Genomic DNA, 16,655 nt, shown 5'->3' on the forward strand with positions numbered 1-16,655 from the left:
AGAAAAATGAGCCGGCAGAGCGCGCTAGAAGATTAGCCGACGGGGGTGAAGCCGGCTTCTTCGATGGCGGCTGAGACGGCGGTGGCGTCCAGGTCGCCGGTGTGGTTGATGGTGACGGTGGATTCGCCGCCATTGACCACGTCGACCTCTACGCCGGTGACGTTCTCAATTTCTTCGATTTCTTCGCGCACGCTCATGGCGCAGTGGTTGCAGGTGAGGCCGGTTGCTTTGACGATGGTTGCTGACATGGGTTTTCTCCTTGTGGGTGTGGGGCGCGGACGCCCGTACTTGGGTCGGCGGGAGCCGGTTGACTCCCTGCCGGGGTCTGGATTCTAGCTCTTGATGAGGCGGGTGATGGCTGCCATTGCTTCGCTGATTTTGTCGTCGAGGGGGGCGGTGTCGCCGGTGGCTTTTGCCTGGGTGGCGGCGTCGACGACGCAGTGCCGCACGTGGTCTTCTAGGAGCTGGATGGAGACACTGTGCAGGGCCTTGTTGATGGCAGAGACCTGGGTGAGGATGTCAATGCAGTAGACGTCCTCGTCGACCATGCGCTGGATGCCGCGCACCTGCCCCTCGATGCGGCGCAGGCGCTTGAGGTAGGCGTCCTTGTCGGCGGTGTAGCCGTGGTGGTGTTCTGCCTGGTGGGTTGCGCAGTGTTCTTCGCTCATGTCTTTAACATATACCCCCTAGGGGTATGGCCACAAGAGGGTAAAGCCCCGAATGTCATCGAAATTTTCATAGGTGCGGGCAAAGAACGCACTTATGAAACTTTTGACTACCTTCAGCGCCACCGGCCGATACTAAGCGCCCTGTTAGACTGGTGGTATGGCTTCTTTCATCGAGGATTACGCCCTGCTCTCAGACATGAACACCGGCGCACTGGTTTCCCGCACCGGTTCCATTGACTGGTTCTGCGCCCCGCGCTTTGACTCCCGTGCGGTCTTTGCCGCCCTTCTGGGGGAGCGGGAGCACGGACGCTGGTTGCTGGCCCCCCTCGAATCGGTCAACCCCGCCCCGGTGGAAGAGATTCGCACGGAGCGCTCCTACCGCGAGAACACCTTTATTCTGCAGACTGTCTGGTTTGTGGGGGACGCGTCGGTGCGCGTCACCGAGTTTATGCCGCTTTCGGGCGGTACTACGATTGTGCGCAACGTGGAGGGATTGACCGGTGAGGTCACTATGTATCACGAGCTTGCCCTGCGCTTTGATTACGGCAAGACGATTCCCTGGGTTACCCGCTATGAGGGGGTGGACGCCGCTGGCGCCCCCGACCCGTCCGCCGACATGCTGGTGGGTATGGCTGGCCCTCATGCCCTGGTCTTCCGGGGTGATTCCCTGCCTGAGGGCGACCCCGAATCTAAGGCCGAAACCTTCACTGTTTCTGCTGGTCAGAGCTATACCTTCACCCTGTCTTACTTTGCGTCTAACCACAATCCGCCTGCCCCGGTGGACTACCCCACGGCCTTGACCTACACCCAGGAGCAGTGGCAGGAGTGGTCCGACCTCTACAGCCCCGCAGACTCCCTGCCAGAGGCTGAAGATGAGGACGCCACCCCCGCCCACCTGCCCGAGGGCGGGCAGGTGCCCACCGGCGTCCGCGCATCTGAGCAGACAGAGCAGGCGCCCGCTACTATTTCGGCGGTGCGCGAGGTTGAAGAGCTAGAAGAAGCTAAGACCTCATCAATTCTGCTGGAAACTGGCTCCAACACCGCCGCCCCCGAAGTCGATGAAGCCACCTACCATGAGCTGGCCCAAACGGCTGCGAGCCAGGTGGTTGCCCCCACCGCCGAGGGCCACCGCGAAGAGGCCAACGCTCGCTACCGGGAAGCCCGCCTGCGGTCCCTGCTGGTCCTGCGCGCCCTGATTTCCCGTGAAACCGGTGCCCTGGTCGCCTCTGTGACCACCTCCCTGCCCGAAGTTATCGGGGGCAAGCGCAACTACGACTTCCGTTTCACCTGGCTGCGCGATGTCGCCATGGCCATGGACGTAACCCTCACCCACGGCCACGAGCGTGAGACTGCCCAGCTGCGTAACTGGATCCTGCGAGCCCTAGCTAACAACCCGCGCCGCATCCACGCGGTCTACGGCCTGGCCGGCGAAAAGGACGACATCGAGCGCCGCCTCGCCCTGCCCGGCTACGAGGGGTCTCAGCCGGTGAGAAGCGGCAACGGCTCGGGCGACCAGTTCCAGGGGGACGCCCTGGGCCAGGTGCTCGTCACCTTCGCCAACCTGCGCGAAGCGGGCGTAGCAGAAGACCATCTCTCCTGGCCTATCCAGAAGGCCCTGCTCAACGCCGCCACCGAACGCATTGGCGACACTGACCGCTCCATGTGGGAGACTTTCGGGGAACCTGCCGTCTACACCCACTCCCAGGCCATGCTCTGGGCAGCCTTTGACGCCGGTGTTTCCGCCGTGCGCGACTTCGGGCTCGACGGGGACGCCGCCACCTGGGAACACTGCCGCGACGCTGTTGCCGATGAAATCCTGAGCCGCGGCTTCAACGCCGACTTGGGCTGCTTCGTCTCAACCTACGGCGGCACCGCCGTGGACGCCTCCCTGCTGCAACTACCCCAAATCGGGCTCGTAGACTGGGACGACCCCCGCATGCTAGCAACCGTTGAACGTATCGAAGCGACCATCCGCCACTCCTCGGGCATGATTTACCGCTACGACAACTCCGACTCTCAAGACGGCTTTGAGGGGCAGGACAACCCCCACTTCATTTCCTCCCTCTGGCTGGCAGAGCAGTACATCCGCTCCGGACGGGAGGCGGACGGACGCGCCCTCATCGACACCGTCCTGGACTGCGCCAGCGACCTGGGGCTGATGAGCTCCGAGTACGACTTTGAGCAGCAGCGCCTCACCGGCAACTTCCCCCAGGCCCTAGCCCATATCTCTCTGATCCGGGCGGTGGAGGCGCTGGGGCTATAGGCAGGTTCCACCCACCCCTGGGTAGGTACCATCTAAATCAGAAAAACCCACGAACCAGGTGGGTTTTTCTGATTTAGATGGTCCTTTCCGGTTATGCACACAGCCCAGGGCGCTCTAGAGCAGCTTATGCGCCGCCTCCACCAGAATCAGCACGCCAAAGACCAGGAGCACTGACCCCGCGATGCCGTCGATGGCGAGGGTGGCGCGCGGGTGCAGTAGCCATTTCATGGCCAGTGAGGCCAGCGAAATAATGAGGGTAAACCAGAGCACGTTAATGCCGCCGTGGATGAGGGCTAGCAGGCTTCCCATGATGAAGGGTTGCACGCTGGCGACCATAAAGGGCGGCACGCTGGCGATGTAGAAGACCGCGATTTTGGGGTTGAGAATGTTGGCGATGAAGCCCGCGAGAAAATCCTTACCCACCCTGTGTTCGCCAGCGGGGGCGTCCGCTCCGCTAACTCCGGGTAAGGACGCCGCGGGTGCAGGCAGCGAGGCCAGGGCGGCTTGGTCGGTTTTGAGGGCGGTCACCTGCCCCCAGCGCCTGAGGTTGAGCAGGAATTTGATACCCAGATAGATCAGGTAGAGGCCGCCAGCCACGGTGATGAGGTCAAAGACCAGGGGAGCGGCGGCCATGAGCACGGCTAGGCCGGTTGCTGCGGTGACGCCCCAAATGAGCAGGCCCGCGGTGATGCCAAAGACACAGGCGTAGGCGCTTCGTCGTCCGCCCGCGACCAGGGAGCGCAACACCAGGGCGGTGTCTGTGGCCGGGATAATCGTGATGAGGAAAGCGATGCCGGCGAAACCCATGAGGGCCTGGGTGAGAGTCATGGACTCCACTGTAAACTAGGGGTAAACCCGGTTCAATTCCATGAGTTCAAACAGTATTCATGGGATTTATCAATGAATTGGAGTGAGTGTGTACGACTCCCGCCGCCTTGAAATCTTCTACGAGCTAGCCCAGCAGGGCTCCCTGGCCGCTGCCGCCGATGTGCTGGGCTACGACCCCTCAACCGTCTCAAACCACCTGGCCAAACTCCAGGATGAGGTAGGGCATCGGCTCTACGAGAAGTCCGGCCGCGGCGTGGTGCTCACCCCGCGCGGCCTGGAACTTGCCGACTATGCCGGACAGATTCTCTCGCTCATGGAGCTCGCCCACAACGCCATGGCCAGCGAAACCAGCCTGGCCCCGCGAACCCTCAAGGTGGCGTCCTTCAATTCGGCAGCCCGCTATATGGTGCCGCGGGTCTTCGAACTGCTTGAAGAGCGCGCCCCTCACCTGAGTCTGGAGCTCACCCAGTTGGAGCCCCAGCGGTCTATTACCGAGCTGACCCGCCACCAGTTTGACCTGGTCATCGCCGAAGAATACGAAGGACGCCCGGTGCAGCTCCCCGTCACTCTGGTGCGGCGGGAGCTCTGGGAAGACCCCATCGTGCTGGTGGCTCCGGCGGCTATGGTGCCACCGCAACCGCTCGATTCTCTTGCCTGGGCTGAGAGCGCCCCCTGGTGTATGGAACCTCCGGGAACGGAGCTCAGGGCCTGGTCGGACGCCTATCTAGCCGATGCCCAAATTGCACCCCGCCCGCGGTTCATCTCAACCGACCTGAGCTGGCAGCTGCACTCGGCCTACGGTGGCTATGCGGTAGCCCTGCTGCCCCATCTGGTGCTTGATGGCCTCTATCGGTCAGAGGCCCCGGCTCCTAGCGGGGCTGAGCCCTGGCGGCAGGGAACCCGCACCGGAAACCTGTGGGTGAGTGAGCCGCTGGGCCGCCGCCGGGTTTTTGCGGTGCTTCGGGCAAGTTCGGAGCAGGACGCCGCTGCCCGCCTGCTCATTGATATTCTGCGGGAGCTGAACCCGGCGTCCTCAATGTGAAAATCGGCCGTCATTGCTAACCATGATGGCCATTTTCACCATGATAGTCACCATGATTTTCGCTATGAAGCTTGAACCTGCCTGCCCCAGCGGGCGGCCTTGGCAGCGCAAATCATGAGCTGAACCTGGTGGAAAATCATGAGCGGCAGAATGAGGGCACCCACGGCTCCGCCCCCGAAAATTACCGCTGCCATGGGTAGGCCGGTTGCTAGGGACTTCTTCGAGCCACAGAACTGCACTGCGACCCGGTCGCCGTAGCTAAAGCCCAGCCTCTTGGCCACAACCCCGCTGAGCCAGAGCAGGAACTCAACCAGGGCAATAGACAGAAGAACCAGGAGCAGAATCTGCCAGGGGCTAATGCGGGTCCAGATACCCTGCACAATGCCGTCCGAAAAAGCCGCGTAGACCACCATGGCAATGGAGAGACGGTCAACGTGCTTGGTGAGCTTGTTCTTAGCTATGTCGCCCACCCAGCGGCGCAGGAGCTGGCCCATCACAAAGGGTAAGAGCAGCTGGAGCGCGATATCACCAAAAACGGAGCCTGAGATGGTGAGCTGATCGCTCTGCATCAGCAGCATGACCAGCAGGGGAGTGGCTATCACGCCCACGATATTCGAGGCACTCGCGCTAACAATTGCCCCTGCCACATTGCCCTTGGCGATAGAGGTGAAAGCCACTGAGGACTGCACAGTGGATGGCACCAGGGTCATAAAGAGCAGGCCCAGGTAGAGCTCCCGGCCGATAATGCCCTGCACGGGGTAGAGGGCCAGGCCAATGAGGGGAAAGACCAGGTAGGTGAAGCCCAGAATGGTGCTGTGAAGCCGCCAGTTTTTCAGGCCCTGCAGGGCTTCTTGGGGTGAGAGCCGGGCACCGTAGAGGAAGAAGAGCAGGCCGATAGCGATTTTGGTGGCGACGCTGAACCCTTCGGCGAAGTCTCCGCGAGCTGGGAAGATGATCGCCAGGGCAACGGCGAGCAGAATTAGGGTAATCAGCGGGTCGGGGCGCCAGGAGCGCAATTTCTGGGGTAGGGCCATTTAGCCCATTCTACTCTTTGCCTTTTTCAGCCTCGTACCATTTAGCGCCGCCGCGCGCGGCCAGAACCAGGGCAACAATACCTGCGATAGCGTAGAGAAAACCCACGGGGCTCACCTTCTTCGTTGAGGGCTAATAAACCCCACCCTAACCCATGCCTGTGATGTGGGCAATAGGTTGGGGTGGGGGTTTTCGTGTCGAGGGTTAGCCCTGGTCAGTGGGCGGGTTGCTCGGAGCGGACGCCGGGCGCTCGCCTTCCCGAGGCGTAGCACCTGGGCCGCTACCGGCGTCCTGACCCTGCTGCTCAGGTGACTGGCCAGGCGCTTGCTGGGGCTCCTGCGGTGAGAGGGCTCCGAAGCTGTTCCAGGGAGTGCGCTGGCGGTACTGCGGGGGGACCCAGCCGGTGTAGAGCATATCGCCCACGGTGCGGTCGCGGTACTGGGCGGGGCGGCGGTAGGTGGTGTTGACTGAACCCCAGTGCTGGTTATCGGCCCGCTCGGGGTAGGTGGCCAGGTGGTCGGTGGCCTGTAGGGGGTCGGCCCAGGCTTCGGCAGGCTCTGCCGCCGGAATCATGGACAGCGGGTAGGGCGGGTTGTTCTTGGGTCGCCAGACGAGGCGGCCGGGTTCGGTGCGGTCGCGCAGGGCATGGGCACGCCAGGTGACCGGCGGGTGGGTGGACCCGATGTTTGCGAACCAGGTGAAGAAGCCGCGCTCGTAGACGGCCCGGTTGGCCAGTTCGTGGAAGTTCACGTCGTTCATCAGGTACTTACCGGCGGCGAGTACGGTGGTGGTGGTTTCGGCGCCGTCGGGGGCGTAGCGGTAGCCGAAGTTGTCGGCGGTGTATTCCTGGGTGCGGGAGAGCAGGTTGCCGAGGATCGGAATCTGCATGAAGAAGCTGGTGAAAATCAGGCGGAAGTAGCTGACGTGACCGGCAGCGATATGCCCCACCTCGTGCCCGATGATGAAGCGTAGGGCTTCGGGGTTGCGGGCTGCGCCACCGATTTCGAAGAGGTCGGAGTAGATGGCGATGAAGCGGCGGTGCCCGTGGCCCGAGGCGAAGGCGTTGATTTGGCCGTTGCCGAGTACGACGTAGGCGTCGGGTACGCGGCGCAGGCCGGCGGCGTGGGCGGCTTCAACAACCATCTGGTAGGCCTCGGGGAACTGGGTGGGGGTAATGCGCACCCCGCTGAGGCGTAGCTGGCCGTACATGGCACCGCGTACGAAGAAGATGCCCAGGGGCAGGTAGATAGCGATGGCGATGAGTTGGCCGACCAGGTTGCTGATTTGGTAGTTGACGAAGTCGTCTCCTAGCACGCTGCTGAAGAGTGAGTAGATGAGGTAGATACCGCCGCCCACGTAGAGCATGATGGTGAGCGCGTAGGCCATGACGACCAGGGGCAGTTCTGCGGGGTGGCGCAGCGCATTGAGGAACTTGAAGGGCAGCAGGGATTGGAAGCCGAAGAGCTTGGGTGCGGGCAGGGGCGAGAGGGGCCGCTGGCGTATGTCTTCGGGCAGCCAGCCGCCGCTGAGGTCGTTGGGTAGGGGCTGGGCGAGGCCCTGCTCGTTGATGTGCGCGGACGCCTGTGGGCCGGGCTGCTGCGGGTAGGGCGGGGTGGTGCCGGGGTTGTTCTCACTCATGCGATTTCCTGCTGGTTAGGCGGTGTGTTTTGGTTCCACAGTAGCAAGAAAGTTGGTGAGCGCTGTGTTCTGGGCGAGCTGGTTGAGGGCCGTTACTTGGCTACGTGGGTGGGATGGATCCTGAGGGTGCAGGTTTCTGCCTGTTGCTGACGAGATCTGCCGGTGTTGAGCTGTGCTCTGTGAGGGGGGACTAAAAATTCATATAATGTTTTAAATAACCTCTTGTACGCGATTTGGATCGGCGGTAGAGAGCGAATCATGAGGATATCTCCTGATACCGAAGTCTCAGCCAGAGACGGCTGACCAAGCACTCCGGGAGCATCAAATGAGAGCCATCTCAATATCAAAAGTTGTGGCGTTAGCGTTTATTGTATCTACGACGTTTGGATATCAAGGTATCCGTGTAGATAAAAATGGAATAGTTGACACCTGCGGGTCGTAAATGTTTGAGATAACACGATTAGAAATTATCAACAGCGGAATTTTGTTTCTCCTTGCTTTTGCTATTGCATACAGATTTATCCGCTCGCAGCCCAACGAAAAGTAGTAGAACCTGTGCCACTAGAAAATGTTCAGTGGCACACGTCTCCTTTGCCAAATAAATTTTTGTATAGGTAACACTAGCCCTTAATTCTGAGGTTCTGATTGCTCCTGGCAGCGGGGTGGCTGAGGCTTTTCTAATGCTGTATCTGAGGAGACTTGATTTTTATTTCTATCGCTTATCTGTCGAACTACATCTGGTGCATCGTTAATATAGGCGTAATTCATTTCCTTTTCTTCTGGTGATTCTGTGAGGGATTTTTCTATCTCTGAAAAATCCCTAAAAGATGATGTGTGGCAGATGATGTCGTAGTAGCTATCGAACTGTTCTTTGCTGAGGTTTGATAGGGCCTTACTCTCATCAGCTACCGGTTTATATTGGCGCAGGGGTGGCGCAGTGGCTTGGGATTTTGTGTCTGGAGATTCTTCTTTGATAGTTCCCGTTCCGCAGCCGCTTAGGGTTAAAGCCCCTAGAATTACCAGAGTTCCTATTTTCTTCATTTTAAAATCGTTCCATTTAGCATTATTTAATGATGTTTTATCCGAATCAGTTCTTCTTATTGGGCAAGGGAGTACCTTTTAATTTTCTCTATACTTGGATATACCCTGCTTGAATAGTGTGTCCTGTATGGCATCTCAAACTCCTGGTTTGTATTCTCGCGCCACACTGTCCAGACTTTTTGCTGTAGGTAAGCCTGACTCTAGTGAATGATACATAACCCGTCCCTTGCCAAAGCCGGGGGAGACTGTTTTGGCAGAGCGAACGTTTACATCGAAGACCCCTTTTTGTCTAAAATGAAAAGTTTCACCAGAGGTATTTCTAATCTGGTAGGTATTTCTCAGTGATGATTGAGTTTTGTTCAGTATGCGATTCTGGAGTTTTCATGTACGCTTTGTGCGCGATATCTATGGGTAATGATCTGCTGTGTTTCTGTTGTTTCATCATTTTGATTTTTAACAAAAACGGGGAGGGCTTTTAAAGCTTCCTTTTGTTGGTGAATAATCTCTTCACTGTACCCCATTTCCTCTAGTTCTTGTGGTGAAATGATATAAGCTGATTCGCTTAGAATTTCACTATAATAGCTGTTTGTGGTACTTATATTTTCAGAATGCTCTACTTGTGAGGAGATTGGAGTAGCGTGTGCGGTATGCGGCACTAGAAAAGTAACTGTAAAAAATAAAACAGAAATCTTACCGAAAAATTTAGCTTTCACTTGGTTCTCCTTGAGTGCTTGGTCAGCCGTCTTTGGCTGAGACTTGGGGATCAAGAGTGAGTTCTTGTGCTTCTGACTTTAATACCTTGTTTAGGGCCCAGGCAAGAACCTATCTAAAAATACTGAATAGATTGTTCGGCTGCTTCTTCGTAATGGTGTAACTCTAGCCTGTGGGTCTTGCTGTCTAGCTAGCAACGAAGTGCAGGGTCTTCTTTTAGGGTGCCCCCTTAAAATCTGTGTATGACGTGTAATACGATTGAAGCATGACAGTAGAAACAACGGCTCGGAAAGGGCTCACCTTTCGCCCCTCTCACGATGTGCGCCAACGCCTTGAAGCGCTCTCGCACAAAACTAATCGCCCTGTTTCCTTCTACATCAACACCTTGTTAGAAGAACACCTGGCTGAATTAGAACATGCCTTTACCTTGAAGGCCGATGCTGAATCAGTGCGTGCAGGTAAACAGAAAACATATAGCCTGGATGAAGCTCGCGCGGAGCTCGGTCTGTGAGTAACACCTGGAGGCTAGAGCTAACTCCTCGAGCTCTCAAACAGCTGAAAAAGCTGGATAAGCCAGTTGCCCAGCGTATTTTAGAAGAACTGGAAAAACTAGAGGGTTTTGAGCACCCGCAGAGGGACTGTCAGGCCCTGACCGGCAACTATTCGGGGCTGTGGCGCTATCGAGCAGGCTCCTACCGAGTGATTTTGGATATTGATCAGGGTGCCTTGGTCCTTTTGGCCTTGGAAGTTGGGCACCGTTCTGCTGTTTATCGGTAAGCGCGTGATTGAAAGAGTAGAAAGTAAAGGGCTGCAACCCGGTGCATTGGGTTGCAGCCCTTTGCTGCGCTCTAGAGCTTATAAGGCTTAAGCATAACCAGGGCATCAGCTCTATACAAACCCTTGTTCAGCTGCGACTTCCAGGTATTGGAGGAAGCCCACATCAGTAATGTCACCGGGTCTCATGTAGGGGCCTTCTTCGGGGTCTTGTGGGCGTTTGGTTGGGAAGCCTATCCAGCCTCTAAGGTAGCGATCTAGGCTATTGCCCATACCACGGGAGCCGTACATTTTATAATCAGTGGTACGCCCATTTTCTGCTATGAGGATGAGCGAGACTCTGTGTCCCAAACTGTGTTGAGTTGAGATAATGCGGTATTCAAGAGGAATATTTGAGTTGCATTGATCGAAGAGTAACTGCATTTTCCATTCTGCAATTTCAGCTCTTTCTTCTGCGGTTTCGGTATATCCTCCGTCGAATATTTTATCTGTTTCGTAAGTATCTAGGGGTCAGGATATTGTGTTGAGCGTGATGGGGTGAGTGATGGTGTATAGGGAATCTACTGTGTCTGCTCGTATTTCTTCGTCACGGTGGTAGCCGTCTGGTTCCATATAGGCAAGGGGGAGTTGGTAGGCACCGTATTTTTCTTCAAGGAGAATGTAGATCTCTTCTTTGGTGGGTTGTTGGGGGTTAGCTTTGAGCCAACGGCTGAGCAGGTTTGTTTTTTCTTCTGCTGTTAGCAAGGTCTGCCTCTTTTCTGCGGAGCTCATGCGAAGAACTTTTCGTGAAACCTTCTTTGTCTTCAACTTAGAGTTGGGTAAAAGCTCTGTAGCTAAAATTGTAAGGCACGTCACCTAAGGGAAAAATAGTAGTTGAAGCATTTTCAACGGGAAACTTACGTGAGACTTAGCCCGGTGGGTCTTGCTACCTGGCCAGAAACGAAAAGCGGGGTTTCCTTCGAAACACAGTAAAGAACCGTAGTTCGAAAGAAACCCCGCCCTATCAGCGGTGAGGCCCTAAAACTTAGGCGACCAGGGCCTCGGTAGCCTCAGCGATAGCCTTTTCCTCGTTGGTGGGAACGACCAGTACGGGGATAGCTGAGTCCTCGGTGGAGATGATGCGGGGCTCGTCGCTACGTACCTTGTTGGCTTCGGCGTCCAGCTTGATGCCCAGGGCGCCCAGGCGCTCAACAGCCAGCTTGCGGAACTGGTGGGAGTTCTCACCAATACCTGCGGTGAAGACCAGGGCCTTAGCGCCACCAACAGCCACATGGTAGGCGCCAATGTACTTAGCCAGGCGGTAGGAGGTCATGTCCAGGGCCAGCTTGGCGCGTTCGTCCCCAGCTTCCATAGCCTCAACCACGGCGCGCATGTCGTTGTTGCCAGCGATGGCGAGCAGACCTGATTCCTTGTTGAGGATGTGGTCCATCTTCTCGGGGGAGATGTTGCCGCGCTGCATGACGTTGGTGAGTACTGAGGGGTCGATGTCGCCGGAGCGGGTGCCCATGACCAGACCAGCCAGGGGGGTGTAGCCCATGGAGGTATCGAGGCACTTGCCGCCCTGGACGGCGGTGATGGAGGCGCCATTACCCAGGTGAGCGATGATGCCGTTGAATTCTGAGCGGTCAATGCCGAGGAATTCGGCGGCAACGCCGGTGACGTAGTCGTGGCTGGTGCCGTGGGCGCCGTAACGGCGTACGCCGTACTTTTCGACGAGTTCTTCGGGGACGGCGTAGCGGTAGACGTGCTCGGGCATGGTGGAGTGGAAGGCATTGTCGAAGACCGCGACCATGGGGACGCCGGGGTAGGTTTCCTGCGCTGCACGGATGCCGAGGACGTGGGCGGGGTTGTGCAGGGGTGCGAGGGGTGAGAGTTCATCAATCTTGGTGATGACATCTTCGGTGATGACGACGGGTGCTGAGAAGACGTCGCCGCCCTGAACAACGCGGTGGCCGATGGCGTCGATGTTCTTGCCGTGCAGGGGCTCAACCAGGGCCTTAGCCATGATGTCGAGGGCTACGGTGTGGTTGGGAACGTCGGCTGATCCGACGTTTTCGACCAGACCCTTGGCGATGACCTGGTTCTCTTCGCCGGTAGCGGTGGTGTCACGCACCTGGTACTTCACAGATGAGGAACCGCAGTTAATAACGAGTACGAGCATGAAAGTGTTTTCCTTTAGTTGCTTACTTAAGTTCGATGGAATGAGGGCGCAGGCGGACTCCCCGAAAGGCGACTGGCTGGGTCTGGCATGAATCGAGCGAGCCCCAGCCAGTCGGCTCCAAGGGCGTCCGTGTGCCCCTGGAAATCGCGGAACCGGGTACGTCCCCTCCGCCGCTCGACCCTCTTACTCCTCGCGCAGGGCGCTCGTCGTAATTCACGCCAGCCCCGCGCCAAGCGGCTTCCGGGGACGTAACCGGTTCCGCCAACAACCCCGCGCGTCCGCGTCCTATTACAGGGTCTGTGCCTGGATCGCGGTGATGGCTACGGTGTTGATGATGTCATCGACGGTAGCGCCGCGGGAGAGGTCGTTGACGGGCTTGCGGAGGCCCTGCAGGACGGGGCCGACGGCTACAGCGCCGGAGGTCTGCTGCACAGCCTTGTAGGTGTTGTTGCCGGTGTTCAGGTCGGGGAAGATGAACACGGTTGCCTGGCCTGCGACCTCTGAGCCGGGGAGCTTGGAGGAGGCGATGGACATGTTGGAGGCTGCGTCGAACTGGATGGGGCCTTCGAAGGCGAAGTCGGGGTTGGATTCGCGCAGTTTTTCGGTGGCTTCGATGACGATGTCGACGTCGGCGCCGGAGCCGGAGGTGCCGGTGGAGTAGGAGAGCATGGCGACCTTGGGGTCGACGCCGAATTGGCGGGCGGTCTCTGCTGAGGCCTTGGCGATGTCGGCGAGCTGCTCGGAGTTGGGGTTGGGGTTCACTGCGCAGTCGCCGAAGACGAGTACGCGGTCTTCCATGAGCATGAGGAAGACGGATGAGACGACCTTGACGCCTTCGCGGGTTTTGATGAATTCGAGGGAGGGGCGGATGGTGTTGGCGGTGGTGTTTACGGCGCCGGAGACCATGCCGTCGACGATGCCCTTGTGTACGAGCATGGTGCCGAAGTAGGAGGGGTCCATCATGCGGTTCTGGGCGCCTTCGAGGGTCATGCCCTTGTGGGCGCGCAGTTCGGCGTAGGTGGCGGCGAAGTCGTCGGTGTATTCGTTGTTGTCGAGGTCGATGATGGTGACGCCGCGCTTGCCGTCTTCTGCGATGGGCAGGTCGATGGATTCGCGCTGGCAGATTTCTGCGATTTTTTCGGGGTTGCCGATGAGGGTGAGGTCGCAGAAGTCGCGGCGGACGATGATGGAGGCGGCGCGCAGGATGCGGGGGTCGTAGCCTTCGGGGAGGACGATGGAGCGGCGGTCGCTGCGGGCCTTTTCGATGAGGTTGTGCAGGAAGCGCAGGGGGGTCATGGTTGCGGGGCGTTCGAGTTCGAGGCGCTCGAAGAGTTCCTTTTCGTCGACGTTGCGGAACCATTCGCCGAGGGCGGTTGCGATTTTGCGGGGCTGGCCGAGGGCGAGCTGGCCGCGCACCATGGAGACGGCGCGGCCGGCTTTGAAGGTGTCGAGCTGGGTGGAGAAGACGGGGAAGGGGGCCTTTTCGACCAGCTGGCCGATGGCGGTGTCGCCCTTGAGTTCTGCTGCGAGGCCGCCGGTCAGTAGCATACCGGAGGGGGCGGGGAAGCTGGGGGAGAGCGCGGACGCGAGGGTTGCGACCATGATGTCGGAGCGGTCGCCGGGGACGATGACGAAGTCGCCGTCGGTGAACTGGGAGAGGAAGTTGGAGACGGTCATGGCCGCGATCTTGATGTCGTGGATGTCGCGGTCCAGGAAGTCCTGGCTCATACCGTCGTGGTTGAGGCCGAGGTTGTAGACGACTTCGGCGACGGTGGGGAGTGAGATTTCGGGGAGTTCGGGTAGGACGTAGACGGGGCGGTTTGAGGGGCCGCGCTTGACGTTCTTGAGGATTTCTTCGCGCAGTTCGGGGCGGGCACGGTTGACCATGACGGCCAGGACGTCTACCTTGGCGCCGTGGAGTTCGGTGCGGGCGACGTCAACGGCGTTGACCACATCTGAGACGGTGGATTCCTGGGCGCCGACGACGGCAATGACGGGGGTGCCGAGGTCCTTGGCGAACTGGGCGTTGAGGTCGAATTCTACGGTTGCTGCGTTGTGGGAGAGTAGGTCGGTGCCGTCGACGATGATGGCGTCGCAGTGCTTGGCCATGTCGGAGTAGACGGAGACGGCGATGGAGGACATCTCTTCGTGGTCGCCGGAGGCCAGCAGTTCGCGGCAGCGTTCGAGGGAGACACCGCCGCGGGCCTGGGCGTCGCTGAGGTTGTACTTGGTGCGGAGCAGACGGATGAGGGGGTCTTGTGACTCGATTTCGCCGCTGAAGACGGGGCGGAAGAAGCCGACGCGGTCGGTTTCTTTGAGCAGGGAGTCGATTAGGCCGATGGCGATGAGGGACTTGCCTGAGCCCTGGTTCATCGCGGAAATGTACATGCCGTTGGTCATCTGGGTCTACATCCTTGTGGCTGTGTTTTTGTGGGTTACGGTGGCTGTGGGGCTACCGTATGTTTACTTCTGAGTTTATTCCTTTGTGTGGGCTTTAGGGGCGGAGCGGCGTGTGTTTGTGTGGTATCTCATGAGGTACGGACGCTTGCTGACAGTGTGTGCCCGCGGTGCGCGCGGGTGGGTGGTTAGGCTGGGAGAAGCAGTATTTTTTGAGGAGAGTCTTATGTCTGTGAAGCTAACCCGTCGTGCCCTGGTGAGCCTTCTTCCGGTTGTAGGTCTGGTGGCCTGTGGTGGTTCTAGCGAGACTGCCGGTAGCGCTTCTGCCGCCGCAAGCGGGGAAGCTGCGGCGGGCGTCCGCACCGATGATGGTTACCAGCTCAATGCGGTGACCGACGGCGCCCCCACGGTGACCCTCTACACCGATTTGCAGTGCCCCTATTGCGCTAAGGCTGACCCCAAGTACCGTGAGGCCGCTGCCGAGTTAGAGGGCACCATGAACGTGACGGTGCGCCACTTCCCGCTGCCGATGCACGCCAACGCGGTTCCCGCTGCCCAGGCTGTGCAGGCTGCTGAGGCCCAGGGCGCCTATGTGGCGATGGCTGACCACCTCTACACCCACCAGGCTGACTGGAAGGAAATCACCGATACCGCCCAGTTCGCCACCCTCATGGGTGACTACGCCGAGGCGCTGGGCCTGGACCGTGCCCGCTTCGAGTCTGACCTGCCAAGCGAACAGGCCCTTGCCCTCATTGAGCAGGAGTATCAGGACGGCGTCGCCGCAGGTGTGAAGGGCACCCCGAGCTTCGTGGTGGAGGGCACCAAACTTGAGAACGTCGACTCCGCAACCAGCACCGCCGACATGGTGGCGGCCTTCAAGCAGGCGGCCGGGCTCTAAGCGCGTTAACCTGGTCACCGCCAGCTGCGCCCTCTAGAGTTGAAGGTATGAAGATAGCTCTCGCCCAGATGCTCAGTACCAAAGACGTTGCCCGCAACATCGAGACGATTCGTGAATACACGGCGCTCGCGGCGGAGCGCGGTGCCCGCCTGGTGGTCTTCCCCGAGGCGGCCATGCTCAGCTTCGGCGGGCGGCTGTATGACGATGCGGCCCAGCACGAGCTGACCTTCCGCACCGCCCTCGCTAACATCGCGCGCGAGAACTACGTGACCGTGGTGGTGGGCGGCTTCGCCCCGGTGCAGCTAGCTGACGAATGGAACCTGCGGGTCTACAACAACCTCTACTGCTTCGACCAGAACGGGGTAGAGACTGTCTACACCAAGATGCACCTCTACGACGCCTTTGGGTTTAAAGAATCTGAGGGGGTTAAGGCCGGTGAGCAGCTGGTGACCGTCACCGTGGACGGCACCAAAATTGGTCTGGCTACCTGCTACGACGTGCGCTTCCCTAAGCTCTTTGCCGACTACTCCCGCGCCGGGGCGAAGGCGACGGTGGTGGCGGCGTCCTGGGCCGGGGGAGAGGGTAAGGTGAGCCAGTGGCAGATTCTGACCAGCGCTCGCGCCCTGGATTCCAATATGTTTGTGCTGGCTGTTGACCAGGCTTCCCCCACGAGCGCTGACCCGCGGGCAGATATCACCCAGCCAACCGGCGTGGGTTATTCCCGGGCGGTTTCTCCCTTCGGCGTGCCCCTGGCTGAGGCGGGTGAAGCCCCCGAAATTCTGGTGGTTGACCTTGACCTCTCTGAGGTAGACCGCGCCCGCTCCGCCCTGCCCGTTCTGGCCAACGCCAAGCTGGACTACTAGAGAAAGAGCACCTGACATGGGTTTCTTTGACATCTTCACCGATAAAGCCCCCGCCGAACCTGCCGAGGCCCAGCTTATGGCCACCGCCTACGGGCACGTGCAGGGTGTGGGCTTCCGCTGGTGGGTAGCCGGTATCGCTAAGCCCCTGGGGCTGGTGGGCTACGCCAAAAACATGGATGACGGGTCGGTTGAGGTTATCGCCCAGGGCAGTGCGGACGCCTGTGAGCAGCTCCTTGCCGAACTGACCGGCGGTGATACCGCTGGTAGGGTTGATCATGTTGACTCTGACATCACCCAGCCGGTTGGCTCCTATAAGGGGTTCGGCATCTACTAGGAGGG

General features: G+C 59.0%; 17 protein-coding genes. 7 read left to right on the top strand and 10 right to left on the bottom strand.

Translation table 11 applies throughout. The annotated features are described in order from the left end of the window. Positions 1 to 32: 32 nt before the first annotated feature. Both ACEE43_RS08760 and ACEE43_RS08765 read right to left on the bottom strand, forming a co-directional pair. Positions 33 to 248, bottom strand: a complete 216-nt coding sequence (locus ACEE43_RS08760; RefSeq protein WP_449107261.1) for a heavy-metal-associated domain-containing protein — start codon at positions 246 to 248, stop codon at positions 33 to 35. An 84-nt stretch (positions 249 to 332) separates the two neighbouring features. Then, positions 333 to 668 carry a metal-sensitive transcriptional regulator gene (locus tag ACEE43_RS08765; RefSeq protein ID WP_431464274.1) on the bottom strand — a complete coding sequence of 112 codons (336 nt, stop codon included), beginning with the start codon at positions 666 to 668 and terminating at the stop codon, positions 333 to 335. 157 nt (positions 669 to 825) lie between these two features. Here ACEE43_RS08765 and ACEE43_RS08770 point away from each other — a divergent pair, with 157 nt between their 5' ends. After that, complete coding sequence (locus ACEE43_RS08770) at positions 826 to 2,931, top strand: glycoside hydrolase family 15 protein (RefSeq protein WP_449107262.1); 2,106 nt, start codon at positions 826 to 828, stop codon at positions 2,929 to 2,931. Positions 2,932 to 3,045: 114 nt separating this feature from the next. Here the strand turns inward: ACEE43_RS08770 and ACEE43_RS08775 are convergent, their stop codons facing one another. Then, positions 3,046 to 3,759 (bottom strand): LysE family translocator, encoded by a 714-nt coding sequence (locus ACEE43_RS08775; protein ID WP_449107263.1) that lies wholly within the window; start codon positions 3,757 to 3,759, stop codon positions 3,046 to 3,048. A gap of 88 nt (positions 3,760 to 3,847) precedes the next feature. Here ACEE43_RS08775 and ACEE43_RS08780 point away from each other — a divergent pair, with 88 nt between their 5' ends. Continuing rightward, on the top strand, positions 3,848 to 4,801 hold the full coding sequence (locus ACEE43_RS08780; RefSeq protein WP_449107264.1) for a LysR family transcriptional regulator: 954 nt from the start codon (positions 3,848 to 3,850) through the stop codon (positions 4,799 to 4,801). Between the two features lie 62 nt (positions 4,802 to 4,863). Here ACEE43_RS08780 and ACEE43_RS08785 read toward each other — a convergent pair whose 3' ends face one another. The 4 genes from ACEE43_RS08785 to ACEE43_RS08800 all read right to left on the bottom strand — a co-directional run bounded on the left by ACEE43_RS08785 (position 4,864) and on the right by ACEE43_RS08800 (position 9,225). Next, positions 4,864 to 5,835 (bottom strand): bile acid:sodium symporter family protein, encoded by a 972-nt coding sequence (locus ACEE43_RS08785; protein ID WP_449107265.1) that lies wholly within the window; start codon positions 5,833 to 5,835, stop codon positions 4,864 to 4,866. Between the two features lie 202 nt (positions 5,836 to 6,037). Beyond that, positions 6,038 to 7,471, bottom strand: a complete 1,434-nt coding sequence (locus ACEE43_RS08790; RefSeq protein ID WP_449107266.1) for a M48 family metallopeptidase — start codon at positions 7,469 to 7,471, stop codon at positions 6,038 to 6,040. Between the two features lie 627 nt (positions 7,472 to 8,098). Then, entirely contained in the window at positions 8,099 to 8,512 is a 414-nt protein-coding gene (locus tag ACEE43_RS08795; RefSeq protein ID WP_449107267.1) for a hypothetical protein, read from the bottom strand. 359 nt (positions 8,513 to 8,871) lie between these two features. Continuing rightward, entirely contained in the window at positions 8,872 to 9,225 is a 354-nt protein-coding gene (locus ACEE43_RS08800) for a hypothetical protein (protein WP_449107268.1), read from the bottom strand. Between the two features lie 263 nt (positions 9,226 to 9,488). Between ACEE43_RS08800 and relB the strand changes: the two genes are divergently transcribed. Then, positions 9,489 to 9,734 (top strand): type II toxin-antitoxin system RelB family antitoxin, encoded by a 246-nt coding sequence (gene relB / locus ACEE43_RS08805; RefSeq protein ID WP_237198326.1) that lies wholly within the window; start codon positions 9,489 to 9,491, stop codon positions 9,732 to 9,734. Next, entirely contained in the window at positions 9,731 to 10,000 is a 270-nt protein-coding gene (locus tag ACEE43_RS08810; protein WP_449107269.1) for a type II toxin-antitoxin system RelE family toxin, read from the top strand. Before relB ends, ACEE43_RS08810 begins: the two co-directional genes overlap by 4 nt. Before the next feature lie 507 nt (positions 10,001 to 10,507). On the opposite strand, the gene ACEE43_RS08815 is transcribed toward ACEE43_RS08810, so the two are convergent. The 3 genes from ACEE43_RS08815 to pta all read right to left on the bottom strand — a co-directional run bounded on the left by ACEE43_RS08815 (position 10,508) and on the right by pta (position 14,558). Beyond that, positions 10,508 to 10,768, bottom strand: coding sequence for a hypothetical protein (locus tag ACEE43_RS08815; protein WP_449107270.1), 261 nt, complete (start codon positions 10,766 to 10,768; stop codon positions 10,508 to 10,510). A 253-nt stretch (positions 10,769 to 11,021) separates the two neighbouring features. Beyond that, the gene (locus ACEE43_RS08820; protein WP_449107271.1) at positions 11,022 to 12,158 is read right to left on the bottom strand and encodes an acetate/propionate family kinase; all 1,137 of its coding nucleotides are present in this window, start codon (positions 12,156 to 12,158) and stop codon (positions 11,022 to 11,024) included. Positions 12,159 to 12,446: 288 nt separating this feature from the next. Then, positions 12,447 to 14,558: a phosphate acetyltransferase gene (gene pta / locus ACEE43_RS08825; protein ID WP_449107272.1), complete on the bottom strand. Its 2,112-nt coding sequence runs from the start codon at positions 14,556 to 14,558 to the stop codon at positions 12,447 to 12,449. Positions 14,559 to 14,781: 223 nt separating this feature from the next. Between pta and ACEE43_RS08830 the strand changes: the two genes are divergently transcribed. The 3 genes from ACEE43_RS08830 to ACEE43_RS08840 are packed head-to-tail and all read left to right on the top strand — an operon-like array spanning position 14,782 to position 16,650. Continuing rightward, positions 14,782 to 15,453 (top strand): DsbA family protein, encoded by a 672-nt coding sequence (locus ACEE43_RS08830; protein WP_449107273.1) that lies wholly within the window; start codon positions 14,782 to 14,784, stop codon positions 15,451 to 15,453. 47 nt (positions 15,454 to 15,500) lie between these two features. Then, positions 15,501 to 16,316 (top strand): carbon-nitrogen hydrolase family protein, encoded by an 816-nt coding sequence (locus tag ACEE43_RS08835; protein WP_449107274.1) that lies wholly within the window; start codon positions 15,501 to 15,503, stop codon positions 16,314 to 16,316. 16 nt (positions 16,317 to 16,332) lie between these two features. Then, positions 16,333 to 16,650 carry an acylphosphatase gene (locus ACEE43_RS08840; protein ID WP_449107275.1) on the top strand — a complete coding sequence of 106 codons (318 nt, stop codon included), beginning with the start codon at positions 16,333 to 16,335 and terminating at the stop codon, positions 16,648 to 16,650. Positions 16,651 to 16,655 lie beyond the last annotated feature (5 nt).

The sequence above is a fragment of the Rothia sp. 11254D007BW genome, from assembly GCF_053548195.1.